The following is a 19,615-nucleotide window of genomic DNA, read 5'->3' on the forward strand; positions in this document are numbered from 1 at the left end:
TTTGTTCCGGATTGTGTTGAAAAACTCGACTTGTCGGAAGAGCTGACCGCTGATTCAATTTCGCTGTAACGGTCCGAGGTGAGCGGCGATGATGGGGTCCCGACAGGAAGCGCAAGGCGCTCTGTTCTACGAGTTCTCGATCGAAGCACATGTGCCGGCAGACCATCTGCTCCGATCTGTGGATCGGTTCGTAGATCTGACCGGCATCCGCCTGCACCTTGCCCCGTTCTACAGCTCCACGGGGCGGCCATCGGTCGATCCGGAACTGATGATCCGCATGCTGCTGGTCGGCTACAGTTCGGCATGGTGCCGCCATCGGTCCGAGGCCCATGCCGGACGGCATCCGGTCCGAACGCCGGCTCTGCGAAGAGGTTCACCTCAACCTCGCCTATCGCTGGTTCTGCCGTCTCGATCTGGCCGATCGCGTCCCAAATCATTCGACCTTCTCCAAGAACCGCCACGGCCGTTTCCGCGACAGCGACCTGCTGCGGCACCTGTTCGAGACGGTGGTGGCAAGCTGTATCGCGGAGGGCTTGGCGAGCGGTCAGCGCCTCGCCGCGGATGCCAGCATCATTCAGGCTGACGCGAACCGGCAGAACTCCACGCCGAAGTCGGACTGGCACCCCGCCAGCATCGATCCCGAAGAGGCGCCCCGGGCTGTCAGGGAATACCTGGAAACGCTCGATGACGCCGCCTTCGGTGCAGCGAGCCCGGTGGAGCCGAAGTTCACCTCCCATTCCGATCCGGCTTCGCAATGGACCGGGGCTCGGGGAGGTCCGGCCTACTTTGCCTATTCCACCAACTACCTGATCGATACCGACAACGGCGTGATCCTCGATGTGGAGGCGACCCGGTCGATCCGCCAGGCCGAGGTTGGATCGGTGCGGACGATGATCGACCGGGTGAACGATACCTTCGGCCTCACCCCGGAACGGCTGATCGCAGACACCGCCTACGGCACGGGTGCCATGCTGGACTGGCTGGACCAGCGGCGCGGCATCGCACCCCACATCCCGGTGGTCGACAAGTCGGGGCGCAGTGACGGGACATTCGAACGTGCTGATTTCGCCTACGACGCCGAGAGGGATGTTTACACCTGCCCGGGCGGCAGGGAGTTGAAGCAGAGTCGGCGGGCCTTCACGAAGCCCCGAGAGAAGAAACCCGACGAAGATGGCATGCTCCGCTACCGGGCCAGTAAGGCCGATTGTGATGCCTGCGACCTAAAGGCGCGCTGCTGCCCCAAAGAACCCTCACGCAAAATCCTACGGTCGATCTTCGAGCCCTCCCGGGATCGGGCGCGTGCGATCGCCCGGACCGCCGATTACGCCATCTCCTGCAAGCTCAGGAAAAAGGTGGAAATGCTCTTCGCGCATTTGAAGCGCATTCTTCGCCTGAGCCGCCTCCGATTGCGGGGCCCGAACGGAGCGCGAGACGAATTCCACCTCGGAGCCACCGCACAGAACCTCCGGAAGCTCGCAAAGCTCCTTCCAGTCCCGGAAGTCGCCCGCTGAGGAGGGTCAGGCGCTCGCACCGCCGACATCGGGACCGGAGCAACGCGGCCCCCGAGCCGAGATTTTCAACGCAATAGGCTGAGAGCTGCCGCAGCGAAAGTTCGGCGCGAACGTGGCAGTCTTGCCCGAACCGGTCATGCACCCGCCATGTGGCTGAGCATCGGCGTCAAGCGCATGGTCGCCAGGAGCGCGACCTCACATTCAGATCAGGCCATGACACGTGATGAGAATGTCCGGTCCCTGGCCGTTTGATCGCTCGCATTGCCGGACTGATGTTGATCGGCCGCCTGTCTTGTTGGCGCCCCCGAGGAACACGCTATTTGGGGGACGTATGAACAAAGTCCTTCTATGCCTCGCCCTGATACTCGCCCCCTGCCAGGTCCTGGCTCAGGATGTCGTGGCCGAGGCCGATGCCTTGCCCACGCTTGCGGTTGAGGACGTGCCTGACGACGCGGCCGTCGCAACGCGCCTGCGAGCCATTCTCGGAGCCCTCGAGTTCGACGGGATCACGGTCAGCGTCGACGCCGGGGTCGTCTCGCTTGCGGGGGATGTGGCGGAGCCATCCATCAGCGAGAAGGCCGAGAGCATTGCCGAGCGCCTCGAGGGTGTCGTTGCGGTGAAGAACACGCTCTCGGCTTCGGACGATCTCGCCAATCAGATCAATCCCGCGGTTGACCGCTTCCGGGCGCGGGTCGAGCAGCTTATCTCCCATATGCCCCTGCTGTTGCTGGCGCTCGCGGCCTTCCTGGCGATTGTCGCGGCAGGCTTCCTCGTGGCGCGAATGCGGTTCTGGGACCGCATCTCGCCCAATGCCTTCATCGCCGAGCTCTATCGGCAGGCGTTCCGCGTGGCCTCCGGGATCGTCGGCATCGTGGTTGCGCTGGATGTCATGGGGGCGGCGGCCCTGCTGGGCACGATCCTCGGTGCTGCTGGGATCATCGGCCTGGCCATCGGCTTTGCCGTCCGCGACACGGTGGAGAACTTCGTGGCGTCCGTCATGCTGAGCCTGCGCCAACCCTTCCGCCCGAACGACCTGGTGGAGATCGAAGGCGACATCGGCCGCGTGATCCGACTGACCTCGCGCGCGACGATCTTGCTGTCGCTCGACGGCAATCACATCCGCATCCCGAACGCGACTGTCTTCAAGGGCAAGATCGTGAATTACACGCAGTATCCCGCGCGGCGGTTCATGTTCGATATCGGCATCGACCCTGACGCCGATCTCGAGGCGACGCGCGGCCTGGCACAGGCGACGCTGAAAGCGCTGCCCTTCGTGCTGGATGACCCGGAGGAGCTGGTCTGGATCGAGAACATCACCGAGTCCGGCGCGATCCTGCGCGTGACCGGCTGGGTCGATCAGACCGCGACCGGCTTTGCCGCGGCACGCGGGGACGCCATCCGCCTGGTCAAGACCGCCATCGAAGAGGCTGGCGTGGCGATCCCGGACACGACCTATCGCATCCGCCTCGAAGGGGCGGGAATGCCGACGGCTTCCTCCGAACCGCCGCCGCGCAAGGCGCCGGTGCCGCAGGCGCCCGCCGCATCACCGGAGCCCTCGGTCCATAAGTCGGAAGAAGCGGCGCTGATACCCCTCGTCGACGCCGAGCGCCGGGACCGTGACGATCTACTCGCGAGGAGTGCGCCGCGTGAGTAGCTGAACGCCGGCGCCTCATGCAGTTCAGCCTGGCGGTGGGGCGAGGTCGACCGCTCTCAGCCTAAAACGGTCCTTTTTGCTCGCCCCAGCATGGCGCATGGCATCGACGCGAGGGGGTGTATTTCGTTGAAAAACTCGTGCTTGATCGAGATGTCTCCGACTGAACCAATTCCCGCATTGGGTGGGAGGATTGGCGATGATGGGACCGCGGCAGGAGGCGCAGCCGGCGCTGTTCTACGAGGTCTCGCTGGAAGATCATGTCCTGCCAGATCACCTTCTGCGCTCGATTGACCGGTTCGTGGACCTGTCTGGGATCCGCAGCTGCCTCGCCGGTTTCTGCAGCCATACCGGGCTGCCCTCCCGGATCTGGCCAAGCAGGTCTGGTAGCACCGGTGCGTCGCCGATGTGACACCCGGGATCTCCACGGCCCGACCTTCCAGCGTTTCTTCGTCGATCCCAAGATGGATCTTGCGTCAGACGCGTCGTTTGGGGCGACCTTGTTTGCAGGCGTGCCACTCGCCTTCGCCCTCGACCTTGATGCCGGTGCTGTCCGCTGAACGGCAGGGCATTGCGCAGCAATGTCCCGAGAGGGATCCAGCAGGTGCAGCGGCCCCTTGGAGCCACGGAGGGGAATGTTCACGGCAAGGGTCTGCTGGCGGCGGCTCAGCGTACTGAAGTCGGGCACCGTCCAGTCGAGACCGGCAAGGCGCAGCAGGCTCTCGACGAAGCCCGTCGTCTGACGCAGCGCCATGCCAAACAGCACCTTCATCGTCAGGCGGGTCTTGGCAGTATCGCTGTATGTCTGCTGGCGGCCACGCTTGCCTGTTGGCAGGGCATCCAAGTTCGTCTCGGGATCGAACCAACCTCTCGTGTCATTGCTGCGCAATGCACTGCCGGTCAGTGGATCGTCAGCGAGCCTCGGCGCTTGAGCGCTTCATTGTAGCCCAGCCAGCTCCTGGTCTTGCAGGTCGGGAGGTCTGCACATGCAGCCCGGCTACCACGCTGGCTTCGCGAGATGAATCCCTCAGCCGGTTTGTGCAACAGAGCCTCATTGATTTGGAAATGGCCAGAGCTTCGTTTGAAAGTGGAGATCGAGCGACTTCGGTATACCTGTGCGGAGAGATCATCCATCCTCGATGAGGCTGTAACCGAGCCCGTGGACCGTGATGATTTCTGCGCTGCTGCCCCTCAACCGGCGGCGCAAGCGCGAGATCAGAACGTCGATGGTGCGATCTCCGTACACCCACTCCCGCCCGCAGATCGCCATGCTGATCTGCATCCGGTCGCAGGGACGTCCGATGTGACGGATCAGACAGACGAGCAGACGTGTCTCGGTCGGCGACAGGGTTTCCGTCCTCCCCGCAACGCTGAGCCGCCGCGACCGCGTGTCGAGGTGCAGCGACTCACCGACGCTCAACTGCGTTTGCTCGCGGGACTGGCGGCTGGCCGCGAGGCCTGCCTCGATGCGCGCGCTCAGAATGACCGGCTCGATCGGCTTGCAGACGTAGTCGATTGCCCCCATGCCGAGGCCAAGCGCCTGGTCGGTCGGGGAATCGAGGCTCGACAGGACAATGAAGGGCGTCTTGGTCTCCTCCCGTATCAGCGGGGCGAGAAGCAGCCCGTCCGTGTCCGGAAGGCGCCGGTCGAGGAGCACAAGCGCGTAATCGTTCTCGGCCAGCGCCTTGCGGGCGGATTCGCCATCGGGCGCAAAGCTGAAGTGGTGACCGAGCTGGTCGACGATGTCCTCGACCGCGAGTTGCGCCAGTACGTCGTCATCGACGAGCAGGATGTCAGCCGGGTCGGTCATTGCGGATCTTTCACAACGCAGTCCGGCCAATCTGGCGCCAGGGTGTGGCGCAAGACCTGCGCGCGCGCGGTTTCTAGCGCGCTTGCCTCCGGCGTCTCGGTTTCATGTGCATGTTCGAGCGCACGCAACGCCTCTGCCAGTTCGGTCAGGCCAAATGTCATGGCACCGTTCGCCAGCTTGTGCGCCCGGCCAGCGACGACCGGGTCTCTTACGGTGGATGTCTCGCGGGACAGCATCGCCAGGAACTCCGACCAGCTTTCGGCAAAGGCCTCTGCCATGCGCCGTTGCACGGACGGCGACAGACCGTCGAGCAGGGCCTTGCCCGCCGCCGGCCGTGTCCGGATCCGGATCGCCTGCGCGAGGGCCGCCGCGTCGAGCGGTTTTTCGAGCACGGCGGTAAACATCTCTGCCTCCTCGGGGCGATCGCGGATCAGGCCGACATTCGCGCTCAGCAAGAGCACCGGCTTTCCCCGCAAAGCCGGGTCGAGGCGGACGGAGCGCGCGAAATCGCTCCCAGTGCCGTCCGACAGGCGATAGTCGACGATGAAGCAATCGTAGGCGTCCGGATGGGCCGCACAGAGCGCTCTTGCCTGGCCGAGATCGCCGGCGTGATCAACCGTGAGGCCGAGGCGTTCGAGCATGGCGCCGGTCACGAGCCCGCCGATCGGATCATCATCCACGACCAGACAACTTGCCTCGAACTGCCCGCCATGGGCGCTCGGCATGGGCGGTCGAGCAGCGGTTGCGGCAGGAACCAGCGGCAGCCGGACTTCGACCGACGCACCGGCCGCTGTGTCGAGCGCGGTGATCCGGCCGCCAAGCGCGTTTGTCATTCGCTGGGCAATGGCGAGCCCGAGCCCCGAACCTTCGCGCCCGGTGGCACGCGGCCGCAGTTCGGCAACTCCGCTGGCCAGCATCTGGCGGATTTCTTCGGGCAGGCCTGGGCCGTGGTCGTCGATCCGGAAACAAAGCGCGTCGGCATCGGCCCACAGTCTGACCGTCACGCCCCGGCCATCGTCATGCCGGAGCGCGTTGCGGACCAGGTTTCCGAGAACCTGCTGGGTCATCGACCAGTCGAGCTGGATCTCGCCGGGGATCTCATCGGGCACCAGCTCGAGCCCAAGCGGGACGCCCTGCTGACGGGCGAGGATTTCCTGCATGCGCACGAAACTCGCGAGCGCGTCCGCGATGGCGACAGGCTCCGGCCTCGGTTGCGGCGACTGATGCTCGAACCGCGAAAAGTTGAGCACGTTCTCGAGCGTCGCATTGAGGCCACGGGCCGAGACCCCGATGAGCTCGACCAGCCGGTCCGTCTCGCCCGGATCGGATCCCTCCAGAAGTTCGGCGGCCCCGAGCACGCAGTGAAGCGGGCCGCGGATCTCGTGGCTCATCGCGGCAAGGAACAGCGACATGGTGTTTTCGGCATCGCGCGCGCGCTCGACTGCGCGCAGGTGCTCGGTCACGTCGTGCATCAGGATGATCTGCCAGCGGTCCAGCTTGTGGACGGTATCCTCGACGTCGCGGACACGGATGTCGAAACAGCGGCTGCCGTCATCGGTCCGCAGCCAGACCGCGCTCCGATCATCGGTGGGGATGCCGAGAATCCTGTCGACCATCGCCTGAAGCTCGCGGCGATGCGGCTGCAGCGCGAGGCGGTAGGTGAGGCCACCGGCCTCGGACAGGCCAAGAAACGACTGGAGCGCCGCTTGGTTGGCGTTCACGAGCGCGCCGTCCTCGCCCACGATGAAGACCGGCCCGCGCAGGCTTTCGATGACCCCGAAATACTGATCGCGCTCGCGGGTGAGGCGGCGCACGCTGTCGCCGAGCGCGGCATCCCCCGCGCCGGTCACCGCCCAGGGGGTGAGCATGGCCTGATCCGCTTCGTCGAAGAAGCATTCGAGCCGCTCTTCGAGGGGGGGCGCATCGGCAGGGCCGGCGCCGGACGCCGCGTCTTCGGCGCGCAGAAGCGGCCCTAGACGATCCAGGTAGACACGGCGGTAGAGCTTGAACAGACCGTGATTCAGCTCGAGCGTGACACCGGCGTCGTGATGCCGCCAGGCGATCTCGCGCAGGGCGTTGAACCGCTTGTCGCTTCGGTAGTCGTGCCGCCCGTCGAGTCGGCCATGGCGCAGCGGGTCGCAAAGATACGCCACGATGCAGTCGTTGAGGCGCTCTGTGGCTTCCGTCCAGGCGGCCCGCATGGAGCTTGTCTGATCGGTGAAGCCCGCCTCCAGCGCGAGCCGTACCGTCTCCTTCACCAAGGCATCGCTTTCGTTGCGCAGTATTTCTGACAAGCGGTCGGTGGACTGGGGCATCGTCATCTCGCTGGCGCTGGGGACGCCTGCGCTTTTGCCAGCAAGTCGTCCCTTTGGCAAAGCCAATGCGTCGATCGCCCACGTGTTTACATGGCGTTTACATCTGTTCACAAGCTGACAACCTTTGACGGGTCTGTTGGTGTTACGTCATGCGTGGCCGTTCACACTCCGACGGCCGGACCGGAGGCACAGACCATGACTTTGAATCGCAGATCGCTAACAGGGATCGGGGGCGGCCTCGTGCTTTTGGGCGGCCTCGGATTCCTCGTGTTGACGTCTCCCTGGACCTGGTCCGCCACCCATCCCTCCCGCGATCTCCCCGCGGTCGAGGGGGCGGACCTCGCAAACGGGCGCCACGTCTTCCTGGCGTCGGATTGCGCCACCTGCCACGCCACCCCCGGACAGGAGGACGATACGGTCCTCGGCGGCGGGCGCGTGCTCGATACGCAATTCGGCGTGTTCCACATGCCAAACATCTCGCCGGACAAGGACCGGGGAATCGGCGACTGGACGCTGGCGGAATTCGACCGCGCGCTGCGCCAGGGTGTCGGGCCGGACGGCCTGCTGCCGGATGGGCAGAACCTTTATCCCGCGTTCCCCTATACGTCCTACCAGCGGCTGAGCGGCGAGGACGTCCGTGACCTTTACGCCTACATGATGACGCTGCCCGCCGAAGCCGACGAGGTGCCGGATCACGAGCTGAAGTTCCCCTTCAACATCCGCCGCGGCGTCGGCGTCTGGCGCCTTGCCTTTCTCGACGGAAAACCGTTCGAGCCGGGTCCGGTCCCCGAAGGAGTGGACGAAGCGGCCTACCAAGAGGGGGCCTATCTCGTCGAAGGCGCGGGTCACTGTGCCGAATGCCATTCGCCGCGCGGGTTCATGGGCAACGTGATCGCATCGCAGCGCTTTGGTGGCGGACCGAACACCGACGGCACGGGCTATTTCCCCAACATCACGCCGGACGAGACCGGGATCGGATTCTGGTCCACGGCGTCGATCGCGAACTATCTGCACACGGGCATCAGCCCGATCGGGCGGGCCGCCGACGGGGACATGGCCGAAGTCATCGAGAACACGTCGCAGCTGCCCTTCGAGGACGTGCAGGCCATGGCGCTTTACATCAAGCACCTGCCCGCCGTCGACAAACCCGCGCCCGGAACCCCCGAGCCGAACCATACCGACGAACTGGTGATGCTCGACAACGTCATCGCCGCCGCACCCGACCTGCCGACCTCGCCCGCTTCGGACATTGACGAGGGCGCGCAGACCACCGTGATCGGCACCAAGGATGTCTGGCTCAACGCCGCCGACGTCGATGGCGATTCCGAGGAAGATGGCAAGCTTCTGGGCGGCGCGCTCGCCACGGTCGCGGCCCGCGATGGCGACAAGGCCGAACTGCGGATCGAGGGCTGGCAGATGACCGACGCCCCGTCGGTGGTCTATCAGGCCAAGGGTCAGCGGGTGATGATGGCGGTTCTCTCGGATGCGGCGATCGAGGCCGTCCAGCGCGGCGAGCCCGAGACCGATGCCGATACCGGCCAGTCCTGGGTTCCGGTCGAAGTGACGCTCTGGTCGGATGCGACCGATCTGAACACCAATCGCGAGGCGGTCTGGGACTACAGCCAGGACACGTTCCAGAAGGCCTGTGCCGCGTGCCACGTCCTGCCGCAGAAGACCCACTTCACGGCGAACCAGTGGATCGGCACCATGAAGGCGATGCGCCGCTTCACCTCCTTCACCGATGATCAGTATCGTCTGATCCTGGCCTTTGTGCAGAACCACTCGAAGGACCTCAACACGAGCAAGGGATCGGTCGAATGAGCGCCGCCCTGAATTCCGCACCCGCCCCGGAGCGCGGCGCCGACCCCGATCTTGAGTTGGTTGCAGACTGGCTCGCGCTCCAGTTCCTGACCCCGCCCGATGCGGCACGTATCGAGGCCGGGCGCTCAGCCCAGGGGCAGGCGGCACTCCGGGAGATCGGGACGTTTCTCGGCCGCCCGGACGCAGCCGAGACGCTTTGCGGCAAGCTTGCGGACGGCAGCGCGCAGGATGTGACCGTCGCACTCCAAAGGCGGTACACGGCGCTTTTCGAAGGCATCTTCCGGCAGCGCGGCCTGCCGCCCTATGCCAGTGTCTGGGATGGCACGGGCCGGCTTTGCGGGCCCGCGGTCGGTCGGATGCAAGGGCTTCTTCGCGGGCTGGATCTGCATCTTGCCGAGACCTGTTGCGAACCCGCCGACCATATCGCCATCCAGCTTGCCGCGCTGGCCGAGGCCCTGCGGCAGGGCAATTCCGAACTGATTTCCGCCCTGCTTGATGAGCTGGCTTGGGTAGGCCGGTTCGCGGCATTCCTCACCGTGGCGGATGGCAACGGCTACTACGATGCCGTTGCACAGTTGCTAAGCGCCTTCCTCGAGAAGGCAAAACAGAATTGACCGGGCGCGGCGGGGCCCCGGACCGGGCCCCTGCTTCGGTTTCGATCTGAAAGGACAGGCTATGACCAACAACTCCGAGACACCGCTGGACGGCCCGTCGCTCTCCAAGCGGAGCTTTCTCAAGGGATCGGCCGCCGCGCTCGGCCTAGCCGGCCTGCCGCTCTTCGCACGCGGCGCTGCCGCGCAGACCGGGACGCAGGGGGTGGTCTCGGGCTGCCACTGGGGCGTCTTCTACGGTATCGTCGAGGACGGCCGCGCGGTCGAGTTCAAGCCGTGGGAGAAAGACCCCCAGCCGTCGCCGCAGCTTCCTGGCGTGATGGACTCGCTCTATTCGGAATCGCGCATTCGCTATCCCATGGTCAGGCGCGCCTGGCTCGAACAGGGGCCCGGCGCCGATCCGGATGGCCGCGGCGCGGGCGATTTCGTCCGGGTGAGCTGGGAGCAGGCCATCGAGCTTGTCGCGAACGAGATCGTGCGGGTGCGTGAGACCTATGGGCAGCAGGCGCTCTTTGCCGGCTCCTACGGCTGGAAAAGCCCCGGCAAGATCCACAATTGCCAGACCCTGCTGCGCCGCATGCTCAATCTGACCGGCAGCTACACCAACAGCTCGGGCGACTATTCCACCGGTGCGGCGCAGGTGATCCTGCCCTATGTTTCGGGCTCGCTCGAGGTTTACGAGCAGTGCACGACCTGGAACAACCTCGCGGAAAACTGCGAGCTGATGGTGTTCTGGGGCTGCAACCCGCTCAACAACTCGCAGATTTCCTGGCAGGTCGCGGATCATGGCGCCTGGCCCGGTATCGCGCGCATGAAGGACGCCGGCACTCCGGTCATCTGCATCGACCCGGTGCGCACCGAAACCTGCGAGGAACTGAACGGCGAATGGATCGCGCCGCGTCCGCAGACCGATGTCGCGATGATGCTGGGCATCGCCCACACGCTCTATGAAGAGGGGCTTCACGACCAGGCCTTCCTCGACCGCTACACGGCGGGCTTCGACAAGTTCCTGCCCTACCTTCTGGGCGAGAACGACGGCACACCGAAGACGGCGGACTGGGCGGCCGAGATCTGCGGCCTTCCGGCGGACACGCTTCGCGATCTGGCGCGGCGGTTCGCCAGCAAGCGCACGATGCTCGCGCTCGGCTATTCGACGCAGCGCCAGCACCATGGCGAACAGGTCCACTGGATGCTGATCACGCTGGCGGCGATGCTGGGCCAGATCGGCCTGCCGGGCGGCGGCTATGGGTTGAGCTACCACTATTCCTCTGGCGGATCGCCCACCCACACCACGCCGATCCTGAAGGCCGTCGACGATGCCTCGGGCCAGTCGACCGAAGGCGCGGCATGGCTGGCGGGGGGCGGCGCAGTCTCTATCCCGGTCTCGCGCTTCGTCGAAACGCTGCTAAACCCCGGCAAGACGATGCAGTTCAACGGTCACGAGATCGAGCTGCCGCTCATCAAGATGGCCTATTGGGTTGGCGGCAATCCCTTCTCGCACCAACAGGACCGCAACGAGATGCTGCGCGCCTGGCGCGAGCTGGACACCTTCATCGTGCATGACGTGCAATGGACCGCCTCGGCGCGGCATGCCGATATCGTGCTTCCGGCAACGACCTCGTATGAGCGCAACGACATCGAACAGGTCGGGGACTACGCCCTCAGCCACATCGTCCCGATGAAGCAGATCGTGGAGCCCGTCTTCGAGGCACGCAGCGATTTCGACATCTTCGCCGACATCGCCGAAAAGCTCGGCCAGGGCTATGCCTACACCCAGGGCCTGACCGAGATGGACTGGATCCGCAAGATCTACGAGGCGGCCAAGATCGAATCCCGCGCCAAGGGCATGGAGATGCCGGTCTTTGACGTCTTCTGGGACAGCAACAAGCCGCTCGCCTTCCCCGTGGCGGAGGTGCAGGAGGACTTTGTCCGCCATGCCGACTTCCGGGAAGATCCGTTGCTGAACGCGCTCGGCACGGCGTCGGGCAAGTTCGAGCTCTACTCCGTTGCGATCGAAAGATACGGCTATGACGATTGTCCGCCGCATGCGACCTGGATGGAGCCGATCGAACGTCTTGACGGTCCCGACACGAAGTACCCGCTGCACCTGGCGGCGAACCACCCGCAGATGCGGCTCCACTCGCAGCTCTGCGGCACCGTCAACCGCGAAAGCTATCAGATCGCGGAGCGCGAGCCCTGCTGGATGAACCCCGCGGATGCGGAACAGCGCGGCCTGTCCGATGGGGACGTGGTGCGGGTCTTCAACGACCGCGGCCAGATGCTCGCCGGCCTGAAGATCACCGACGAGATCATGCCCGGGGTCGTGCGCATCAACGAGGGCGGCTGGTTCGATCCGGAAAATCCGCGCCAGATCGGCAGTCTGTGCGCCTATGGTGACGTCAACATCCTTACGACCGGCATCGCCACCTCGAAACTGGCGCAGGGAAACTGCGGTCATACCGGTGTGGCCGAGGTCGAGCGCTATGACGGCCCGCTGCCAAAGGTGACGGTCTTCAGCCAGCCGTCGGCCTGACCATACGCGCCATGGACCAGGCTTCCGGGCCGCCATCCCGCAGGTGGGACGGGCGGCCCCGAGGCAGCGGTCGGGCGCTGCAGCGAGGGAAATGAACGTGAAACTTGGCTACTTGACGATGGAAGGGCGCGGTGCCGCAGGTCTGATCCTGGGGGGCGTCGCAGACCGGTTGCGCAATGACGGGATCCGGCCCTCGGGTGTTGTTCAGTCAGCCGCTGCCAAACCCGGTCAACACCCCTGCGAGACCGCCCTGCGCATCCTGCCGGACGGCCCGCTTCTTGTCATTAACCAGAACCTGGGGCCGGGCTCGCGCGGGTGCAGGCTGGATGCGGGTGCGCTCGAACTGGCTGTCGCCGAGGTGTCGGCGGGTTTTGCCGGTGCCGATGTCTTGATCGTCAATAAGTTCGGCAAGCAGGAAACCGTCGGGCGCGGCTTCTGCAGCCTGATTGTCGAAGCGCTCGATCGGGATATTCCTGTGGTTATCGGCGTGAACCGACTGAACCTTCCGGCCTTTCTGGCCTTCGCTGGCGATTTGGCGGAACAACTTGTCCCAGAGGAGTCAGGTATCATCCGATGGCTCCGGCAGGTGTTGTCACGTTGACAGGCCCGGGGTTGCGCGAGGTTCAGGGCTCTGTTGCACAAATCAGATGATGGCCGTGGTTCCCCTTTCCCCGGAGGGACTTATCCCACAGCTGCCGTGACGGGAATGCCAAGCGCGGTGTCGCCGTTGAGTACCGCGATGCGGACCCGAATCTCCGCGCCCTGGCGGTTGAAGTCCCCCGCCATGAGGCGCTGCCCCGGAAGTTTCACACAATGCATCCACTGACCGGCAGGGCATTGCGCAGCATTGTCCCGAGAGGGATCAGCAGGTGCAGCGGCCCCTTGCCTGTCTCCGCCGTTGATCCGCAGCGGGTGAATCATGTTCTGCAATCGGCGTCGAGGGAGGAGTTTTTCAGCAGCCTGTTCTCATGATCATTGTCAAGCCTGTGTTTCACAGCATTTTCCTCCGGCAGCACCGGGTGGAAACAGTTGTAGATGCGCAGGATGCCCGAAGACCTTCTTCTCAGCGATCGCACTCGCCGCAACCGTCATCTTCCGGCTTTGAGTGAGAACGAGTCGGACCCTCTGGCTGCCCCAGCGAGCCGACTTTGGCCGAGGCTGGAGAGCCGACTTGGTAATCGCGGCGTCGACTACCAGACATGCAGGGTCGAATAGTTTGGCAGACGGGCCTGCCTTCAATGCCCGGGCTAGGTATCGCAAGGTGTCCGGCTCGACTTGCGTTCAGCCATCATGGTGATTCTGGCACACTTCGATGAAGGCACGCAGCGGCCGAGGAGCGTGGCGGCTGGGGTAGTATAGGCGGGGCCCGCCGCGGGCTGGCCAGTTTTCGGGCAGCACCGGCATGAGATCGCCGTTCGCAAGATCCTTCTCCAGCCAGTTGCGGAAGGTCGCGATGATGCCAATGCCCGCGCGCGCGAAACCGAGACCAGTGTCGATCGCGTTGACGCCGAGGATCAGGCGCGAGATCGGCTCGGCCGTTACAATCCGGCCACCCTCAACCAGATGCCAGGCCAGCAGCGGACCATCCGGCAGGCGGTAGCGGATGGCCTGGTGTTCGGTAAGCTCCCGCGGCGCCGCTGGCGTGCCGCGCGCCTCGAGGTAATCCGGGGCGGCAGCAAGTGCGATCTGCTGTGTCCGCGGCCCGATAGGGATCGAGACCATGTCCTGTGCCAGCACCTCATCGTAGCGTATGCCGGCATCGCAGCCGGCTTCCACGATGTCGACGATGCCGTTCTCCACCACGATCTCGACCTCCACCTCCGGGTGGCGGCCGTGGAACGCGGCGAGGAGCGACGGCAGCACGCCGGGCATGACGGCCCCCGGCACGTTCAACTTGAGTCGCCCGCGCACGGAATCGGCAGTTTCTGCTACCTCGGCGCGAGCTGCATCGAGCCCTGCGAGAAGCGGGCCGATCCGGTCGGCCAGCGCGCGGCCGGCATCCGTCGTGGCCATGCTGCGCGTGGTGCGCCGCAGCAGGGAGACGCCAAGCGCCGCCTCCATCCGCGCGACCGTGGTGCTGACCTTCGACGGCGCAAGACCCAATCGCCGCGCGGCAGCGCGAAATCCCCCCTCGCGGACAACGGTGTGGAAAATCGCGAGGTCGTCCAGGGATTCACTGTTCTTCATGGAGAACACAGTATTCGAGAATTGGTGCGTAGTCACCGAGAACAAGAACAGCCACTTCCTTGGCGTGGTGGCGTCGCATCGTCCGGCGCACCTGTAAGCAATCGGGAGGAAGGTATGCTCATCGTCACAGGCGCGACCGGACAGCTCGGCCGGAGGGTCGTGGATCACCTCAGAACACTGGTGCCGACCGGTCGGATCGGCATCAGCACCCGCAACCCCGCACAGGAGGCCAAGCTGGCCGAGGCCGGTATCCGCGTGCGGCGCGGCGACTACGACGACGCCTTCAGCCTGCGCCACGCATGGGAGGGCGCGGAGAGGGTACTACTCGTGTCCTCGAACGCTGCCGCAAACGGGGGCGATCCGCTCGCGCAGCATCGCGTGGCGATTGAGGTGGCGCGCGAGATCGGCGTCGGGCGCCTGCTTTACACGAGCCAGATATCGGCCTCGTCGGAGTCGCAGTTTCCCCCTGGACGCGATCACGCGGCGACCGAGGCCATGCTGGCCGAGTCGGGCCTGGCCTGGACAGCGCTGCGCCATGGCTTCTACGCAGAGCGCGCCCTGGGGATGAACGCCCGCGGCTTCGCGCAGGGAAGGCTTTCCGGCCCCCAGGACGGCCGGGTTGCCTGGGCGACACATGAAGATCTCGCCGAGGTCGATGCCCGGCTACTCGCAGGAGACGAGATCATCGACGGACCCACGCCTCCGCTGACCGGAACCGAGACCCTCGACTTGGCGGATCTCGCGCGGCTTGCGTCGGACGTGACGGGCCGCGCCATCACGCGGGACGTGGTGTCGGAAGAAGAGATGGAGCGCGCTGCGCGGCAGAACGACGTGCCCGAGGGCGCGATCGCCATCATGCTGGGTTACTTCCGCGCAGCGCGCGCGGGCGAATTCGATCGTCCCGATCCGACCCTCGCACGCCTTCTTGGCCGCGACCCGGTGCCGATGCGGGACGTTCTGGCCAATGCGTCGCTCTGAAACGGACATCGGGCGCTCCGCCCCGCGGATGGCCAAGATACCTGGCGGACCCCGTTCGAAACTACGGTCGCCCCGAGCCGAAACCGGGCGCCCAGAGATCAACGGCCCTTGCAGACTTTCACATATGGAGACCAAAGACATGACACAGCCTATAACCCTGTCCAGCCTTCACCATGTCGGCGCCACCGTGAGCGACCTCGACGCGAGCATCGCCTGGTATCGGGAGACGCTCGGCTTTGAGCTGCTCTCCAGCTACGGCTGGCCCGGTGTACGGGCCGCCTTCATCGGGCGCGGCGACATCCGGATCGAACTCTTTCAAAACGAAGAAGCCGCGCCGATGACGGATGACCGGCGCAAGCCCGAAACGAACCTCCGCATCGGCGGGATCGGACATCTCGCACTTGCGGTTGCTGATCTCGACGCTGCCATGGCGGATCTGCGGGACCGGCAGGTGGAGATCGTCGCTCCGCCCCGCGAAGTTCCCGACGGCAGCGGATCGCGCTTCGCCTTCATCCACGACAACGAGGGCATGCTTCTGGAGTTCTTTCAGCCGGGATGAGGACGGGTCGACTCAAACGCTGATTGTGATGTGAGTGAAGGGAAGCCTCAAACGACCCACTGTTCCGATGGGACTGGATGCGGGTATGTCCATCATCGACGCGAGCGCGACCGCGCATGTCGTGACGACTCTCGCGGTGAGCGATTTGCTGTTCAGCGATGACCGGATGCGTCCCTCGACGAGGCGGTTAGAGGGCCGTGACCTCCCGTTTCGCGAGGTCACAACCAAGGAGCTTGGCTGTCGATTGGAAGGTTGAAGTGCGCAAGATCGCGGGTGCCTCCTGAGATCTCAAGGCGCACGCGGATCGCCCCGACGTGCTTCGGCATGGGCGGCCGTTTCTGGCCGACTATTTGTCTCTTGTTTCAGAATGGGCGGCAGGAACGGTTGGCTGCAGGGTTGGCCGCGGACATGACATTTTGCTTCGTTCCGCCGCACACCGCTTCTTCGTCGACCCGGTGTCGTCGCTACATCGTATCACACGGCGCTGCCGCTGGTCTCCTTCGAGCTTTTCCATGACATGCGAAGGATGTGAAGCCCGTGGCCTTTCACACGCCGCGATCGAGTATTTCCTATTGTCGAGCGCGGTCTCGGGTCGAAGCCTTCAGGCCCGCCTCGATCGCCCGGCTCTGCATGGCAAGCTCCGCGCGGGAGGGGGTCACGCCCCGGACGACCATCCGCCAGTAAAGCGGAGCGACCATCAGATCGAGCGCGAGGTCACGGTCGACCTGCTCGGGCAACTGGCCCCGGCATACGGCGCGGTTCAAGAGCGCTTCCGCCTGTTCGCGTCGTGCTAGGGCCAGGCGGTCGTTGATCGCGCGCATCTCAGCGGATCTGGCGGCTTCTGCGTGCAGGTCGGGCAGGATACGGCGGGCGAGCGGATGACGCAGCACGGCCCGCGCTCGAAGCAAGAGCGCGAGGATGTCCTCCGCGAGCGTCTTGTGCTCTGCCTGCGGCAAGGCAATCTGCAGACCGAGGGTCGAGATCGCGGCGTCCGCGAAGGCCAGGCGTGACGGGAACCGCCGGTAGATCGCGGCCTTGCCGGCGCCGGCGCGGGCGGCGACCCGTTCGAGGCTCAGCGCCGAAAAACCGCGCTCCGCCCATTCCTCGAAGAACGCGCGGTAAAGCGCCTCGGTCAGATCCGCGCGCGGGACGGCCGCTCCGGAGGGCTTGCGCCGTGTTTTTTCGTCGGAACGGTTGCGTTCCATCCGTTCTGCTCCTAATTGGTCGGTACGCTACCGTTCCACCCATAGGAGCCTTCCTCATGAACGACAAGTTCGACAGTTTTTCCGGTCTTCTGCGCGGCGCCCTCGGCGACCGGCTCGATGCGGGGCCTGAGATGGTGGATCTCTTCTGCGAAGACGTGCTTTTCGAGTTTCCCTATGCGCCGGAGGGCCTCCCCCGGCGGCTGGAGGGCCTCGCGGCCCTCGCGGATCACTTGGCCCGGCTCGGTCCGATGCTGCACCTGGGGGAGTTCACGCTCCACGCCGTCCACCCCGCGGACGAGACGGTGGTCTTCGAGTTTTCCTGCAGGGGCGAGGGCATTGCGACGGGGCTGCCCTATGACCAGGACTACATCTCCGTCGTCACCCTACGCGAGGGCCGCATCGCGCGTTACCGCGACTACTGGAACCCGCTCGTCGCGGTCCACGCCCTCGGCGGAGCCGAGGCTGCTGCGAAAGCCTATGCGGGGGAAGCCACCAATGTCTGACCGCGTTCTTGTCATCGGCGGCAAGGGAACGACCGGCCAGCGGGTGGCCCATCGCCTTGAGGCCACCGGCGCCAAAGTCGCCATCGGAACCCGCAGGCCGATGGATCCTCGGGACCGGTCCTTTGACTGGGCAGATCCGGCCTCCGTCGCGGCCTTCGACGGCTGCTCCGCGGCCTATGTCGTCGCCCCCACGGATCGGACCGACCACCTCGATGTCATGCGCCCCCTTCTCGAGGGCGCCATGGCGCGCGACGTGCGCCGCTTCGTTCTGCTGAGCTCCTCCCTGCTCGAGCGGGACGGCCCGATGATGGGCGCGGCCCATGACTGGCTGGCCGACAGCGCGCCCGAATGGGCGGTCCTGCGCCCCTCGTGGTTCATGCAGAATTTCTCCGAAGGGCCCCACGCCCGCACCATTCGCGAGGAAGACGCGATCTACAGCGCCACCGGCGGCGCCCGGGTGGGCTTCATCGACGCCGAGGATATCGCCGCTGCGGCCGTCGCCTGCCTGACATCGTCCGAACCGCTCAACGACGACAGGATCCTGACCGGCCCGGAGGCGCTCAGCTACGAGGACGCCGCCGGCATCCTCTCCGAGGTGACCGGCAGAACGATCCGCCACGTCGCCCTCTCCACGCGGCATATGGCCCTTCGCTTCGAGGAGCAGGGCCTGCCGCCGGACTACGCCGGCATCCTCGCTGGTCTCGATGACACGATCGGAACCGGGGTCGAAGACCGGACGACCGATGGCGTGGCGCAACTGACGGGGCAAGCGCCGGGGTCCTTCCAGGCGTTTGCCACAGACAACATCGCCAGCTGGCAGCCGTGACATCCAAGATCCTTCAAGGCGCTGCCGAGTGGATCGCCTCAGGTCGAAGGCCAGCCGTGCCCTTGGCTGACCTCCGCGAGCACAACTGTGCCGGTTGACGTGTCCGCGGAGCGTCACCGGAACTCCGCACCGTGGCGCCGGCGCAGGCCCGCTTCGAGCCCTTTCCGCGCGCTTCAACAGCGTCTGGCTTTCTCGCAGCCCTAAGCTGGCGCACGATCTGCCGAGCTCCGCGCGTGGAAAGCCCCGGCGATAAGCGCGACGATGGCATAGGAGATCATCCCGGCGCCGGGACCCGCCATGAGATGCCCGAAGAGAGGTGCGCCGGCAGTCTGGGCCACGGCGATCGTCGGGAACGCCCAATGAACCCGATCGAGGCCGAGCCGGCTGCCAAGGGTTCCGGCTCAGGCCGCGGCATCCGGTCGGAGCGGCGGCTGTGCGAGGAAGTTCATCTCAACCTGGCTTGTCGCTGGTTTTGCCACCCTGGCCTCAGCGACCGGGTCCCGGATCACTCGACCTTCTCGAAGAACCGGCATGGCCGTTTCCGCGAGAGCGAGTTGCTGCGCTACCTGTTCGAGTCGACCGTCGCGCGGTGCATTGAAGAGGGCTTGGTAAGCGGCCAGCGCATGGCCGTTGATGCCAGCTTCATCGAGGCCGATGCCAACAAGCAGAACTCTACTCCGAAGGAAGAGTGGGATCCGGCGCAGGTCGATCCTGCTGATGCCCCGCGGGCCGATCGCGAGTATCCCGAGACGCTGGACGAGGCCGCGTTCGGTGCCGCCAGCGAGGTCCAGCCGAAGTTCACCTCCCACTCGGATCCGGCCAGCCAGTGGACGGCAGCTCGCAAGGGGCCGGCATTCTTCAGCTATTCCGACAACAACCTGATCGACATGGACCATGGCGTGATTGTGGACGTAGAGGCGACGAGATCCATCCGGCAAGCAGAGGTCGGTTCGACCAGGACCATGCTGGACCGGGTCAAGGCCAGGTTCGACCTCCATCCCGAGCGCCTGATCGCGGATACCGCCTGCGGCACCGGGCCGATGCTGGGCTGGCAGGTAGAGCGCAAGACTGCCCCGCATATTCCAGTCTTCGACAAGTCCGAACG

Annotated in this window: 14 protein-coding genes and 4 pseudogenes; 12 read left to right on the forward strand and 6 right to left on the reverse strand. The window is 65.4% G+C overall.

The features are described from left to right. Positions 1-88: 88 nt before the first annotated feature. Together BLQ77_RS09880 and BLQ77_RS09885 are read left to right on the forward strand one after the other, a co-directional pair. Positions 89-1,511: pseudogene (locus BLQ77_RS09880) on the forward strand (IS1182 family transposase). A gap of 331 nt (positions 1,512-1,842) precedes the next feature. Then, complete coding sequence (locus BLQ77_RS09885) at positions 1,843-3,165, forward strand: mechanosensitive ion channel family protein (protein ID WP_089958404.1); 1,323 nt, start codon at positions 1,843-1,845, stop codon at positions 3,163-3,165. Positions 3,166-3,454: 289 nt separating this feature from the next. On the opposite strand, the pseudogene BLQ77_RS09895 reads toward BLQ77_RS09885, so the two are convergent. From BLQ77_RS09895 to BLQ77_RS09905, 3 genes and pseudogenes are all read right to left on the reverse strand, one after another. Continuing rightward, positions 3,455-4,182: pseudogene (locus tag BLQ77_RS09895) on the reverse strand (IS5 family transposase); the annotation flags it as partial. 106 nt (positions 4,183-4,288) lie between these two features. Continuing rightward, positions 4,289-4,972: a response regulator transcription factor gene (locus tag BLQ77_RS09900; protein ID WP_089958409.1), complete on the reverse strand. Its 684-nt coding sequence runs from the start codon at positions 4,970-4,972 to the stop codon at positions 4,289-4,291. Further along, on the reverse strand, positions 4,969-7,287 hold the full coding sequence (locus tag BLQ77_RS09905) for an ATP-binding protein (RefSeq protein ID WP_242661675.1): 2,319 nt from the start codon (positions 7,285-7,287) through the stop codon (positions 4,969-4,971). Before BLQ77_RS09905 ends, BLQ77_RS09900 begins: the two co-directional genes overlap by 4 nt. A gap of 267 nt (positions 7,288-7,554) precedes the next feature. On the opposite strand from BLQ77_RS09905, the gene BLQ77_RS09910 reads away from it, so the two are divergent. The 4 genes from BLQ77_RS09910 to BLQ77_RS09925 all read left to right on the forward strand — a co-directional run bounded on the left by BLQ77_RS09910 (position 7,555) and on the right by BLQ77_RS09925 (position 12,853). Further along, positions 7,555-9,108 carry a c-type cytochrome gene (locus BLQ77_RS09910; RefSeq protein WP_242661676.1) on the forward strand — a complete coding sequence of 518 codons (1,554 nt, stop codon included), beginning with the start codon at positions 7,555-7,557 and terminating at the stop codon, positions 9,106-9,108. Then, positions 9,105-9,722, forward strand: coding sequence for a TorD/DmsD family molecular chaperone (locus BLQ77_RS09915; RefSeq protein WP_089958414.1), 618 nt, complete (start codon positions 9,105-9,107; stop codon positions 9,720-9,722). The genes BLQ77_RS09910 and BLQ77_RS09915 overlap by 4 nt, the downstream gene beginning before the upstream one ends. 61 nt (positions 9,723-9,783) lie before the next feature. Next, positions 9,784-12,252 carry a trimethylamine-N-oxide reductase TorA gene (gene torA / locus BLQ77_RS09920; protein ID WP_089958416.1) on the forward strand — a complete coding sequence of 823 codons (2,469 nt, stop codon included), beginning with the start codon at positions 9,784-9,786 and terminating at the stop codon, positions 12,250-12,252. A gap of 91 nt (positions 12,253-12,343) precedes the next feature. Beyond that, on the forward strand, positions 12,344-12,853 hold the full coding sequence (locus BLQ77_RS09925; protein ID WP_089958419.1) for a DUF2478 domain-containing protein: 510 nt from the start codon (positions 12,344-12,346) through the stop codon (positions 12,851-12,853). A gap of 80 nt (positions 12,854-12,933) precedes the next feature. Here BLQ77_RS09925 and BLQ77_RS28140 read toward each other — a convergent pair. Next, positions 12,934-13,071, reverse strand: a pseudogene (locus tag BLQ77_RS28140) (IS5/IS1182 family transposase); the annotation flags it as partial. 462 nt (positions 13,072-13,533) lie between these two features. Beyond that, the gene (locus BLQ77_RS09930; protein ID WP_242661680.1) at positions 13,534-14,475 is read right to left on the reverse strand and encodes a LysR family transcriptional regulator; all 942 of its coding nucleotides are present in this window, start codon (positions 14,473-14,475) and stop codon (positions 13,534-13,536) included. A gap of 78 nt (positions 14,476-14,553) precedes the next feature. Between BLQ77_RS09930 and BLQ77_RS09935 the strand changes: the two genes are divergently transcribed. The 3 genes from BLQ77_RS09935 to BLQ77_RS29835 all read left to right on the forward strand — a co-directional run bounded on the left by BLQ77_RS09935 (position 14,554) and on the right by BLQ77_RS29835 (position 16,232). Next, positions 14,554-15,417 (forward strand): NAD(P)H-binding protein, encoded by an 864-nt coding sequence (locus tag BLQ77_RS09935; RefSeq protein ID WP_165617066.1) that lies wholly within the window; start codon positions 14,554-14,556, stop codon positions 15,415-15,417. 124 nt (positions 15,418-15,541) lie between these two features. Next, positions 15,542-15,976, forward strand: coding sequence for a VOC family protein (locus BLQ77_RS09940; protein ID WP_089958424.1), 435 nt, complete (start codon positions 15,542-15,544; stop codon positions 15,974-15,976). Positions 15,977-16,061: 85 nt separating this feature from the next. Further along, the gene (locus BLQ77_RS29835; protein ID WP_165617067.1) at positions 16,062-16,232 is read left to right on the forward strand and encodes a hypothetical protein; all 171 of its coding nucleotides are present in this window, start codon (positions 16,062-16,064) and stop codon (positions 16,230-16,232) included. A 313-nt stretch (positions 16,233-16,545) separates the two neighbouring features. On the opposite strand, the gene BLQ77_RS09945 is transcribed toward BLQ77_RS29835, so the two are convergent. Beyond that, the gene (locus tag BLQ77_RS09945; protein ID WP_008883270.1) at positions 16,546-17,181 is read right to left on the reverse strand and encodes a TetR-like C-terminal domain-containing protein; all 636 of its coding nucleotides are present in this window, start codon (positions 17,179-17,181) and stop codon (positions 16,546-16,548) included. A 56-nt stretch (positions 17,182-17,237) separates the two neighbouring features. Here BLQ77_RS09945 and BLQ77_RS09950 point away from each other — a divergent pair, with 56 nt between their 5' ends. From BLQ77_RS09950 to BLQ77_RS09960, 3 genes and pseudogenes are all read left to right on the forward strand, one after another. Continuing rightward, entirely contained in the window at positions 17,238-17,684 is a 447-nt protein-coding gene (locus BLQ77_RS09950; RefSeq protein ID WP_089958426.1) for a nuclear transport factor 2 family protein, read from the forward strand. Continuing rightward, complete coding sequence (locus BLQ77_RS09955) at positions 17,677-18,510, forward strand: NAD(P)H-binding protein (protein WP_089958428.1); 834 nt, start codon at positions 17,677-17,679, stop codon at positions 18,508-18,510. Before BLQ77_RS09950 ends, BLQ77_RS09955 begins: the two co-directional genes overlap by 8 nt. Positions 18,511-18,920: 410 nt before the next feature. Next, positions 18,921-19,615: pseudogene (locus BLQ77_RS09960) on the forward strand (transposase); the annotation flags it as partial.

Source organism: Salipiger thiooxidans, from assembly GCF_900102075.1.
Taxonomy (GTDB): Bacteria; Pseudomonadota; Alphaproteobacteria; order Rhodobacterales; family Rhodobacteraceae; genus Salipiger; species Salipiger thiooxidans.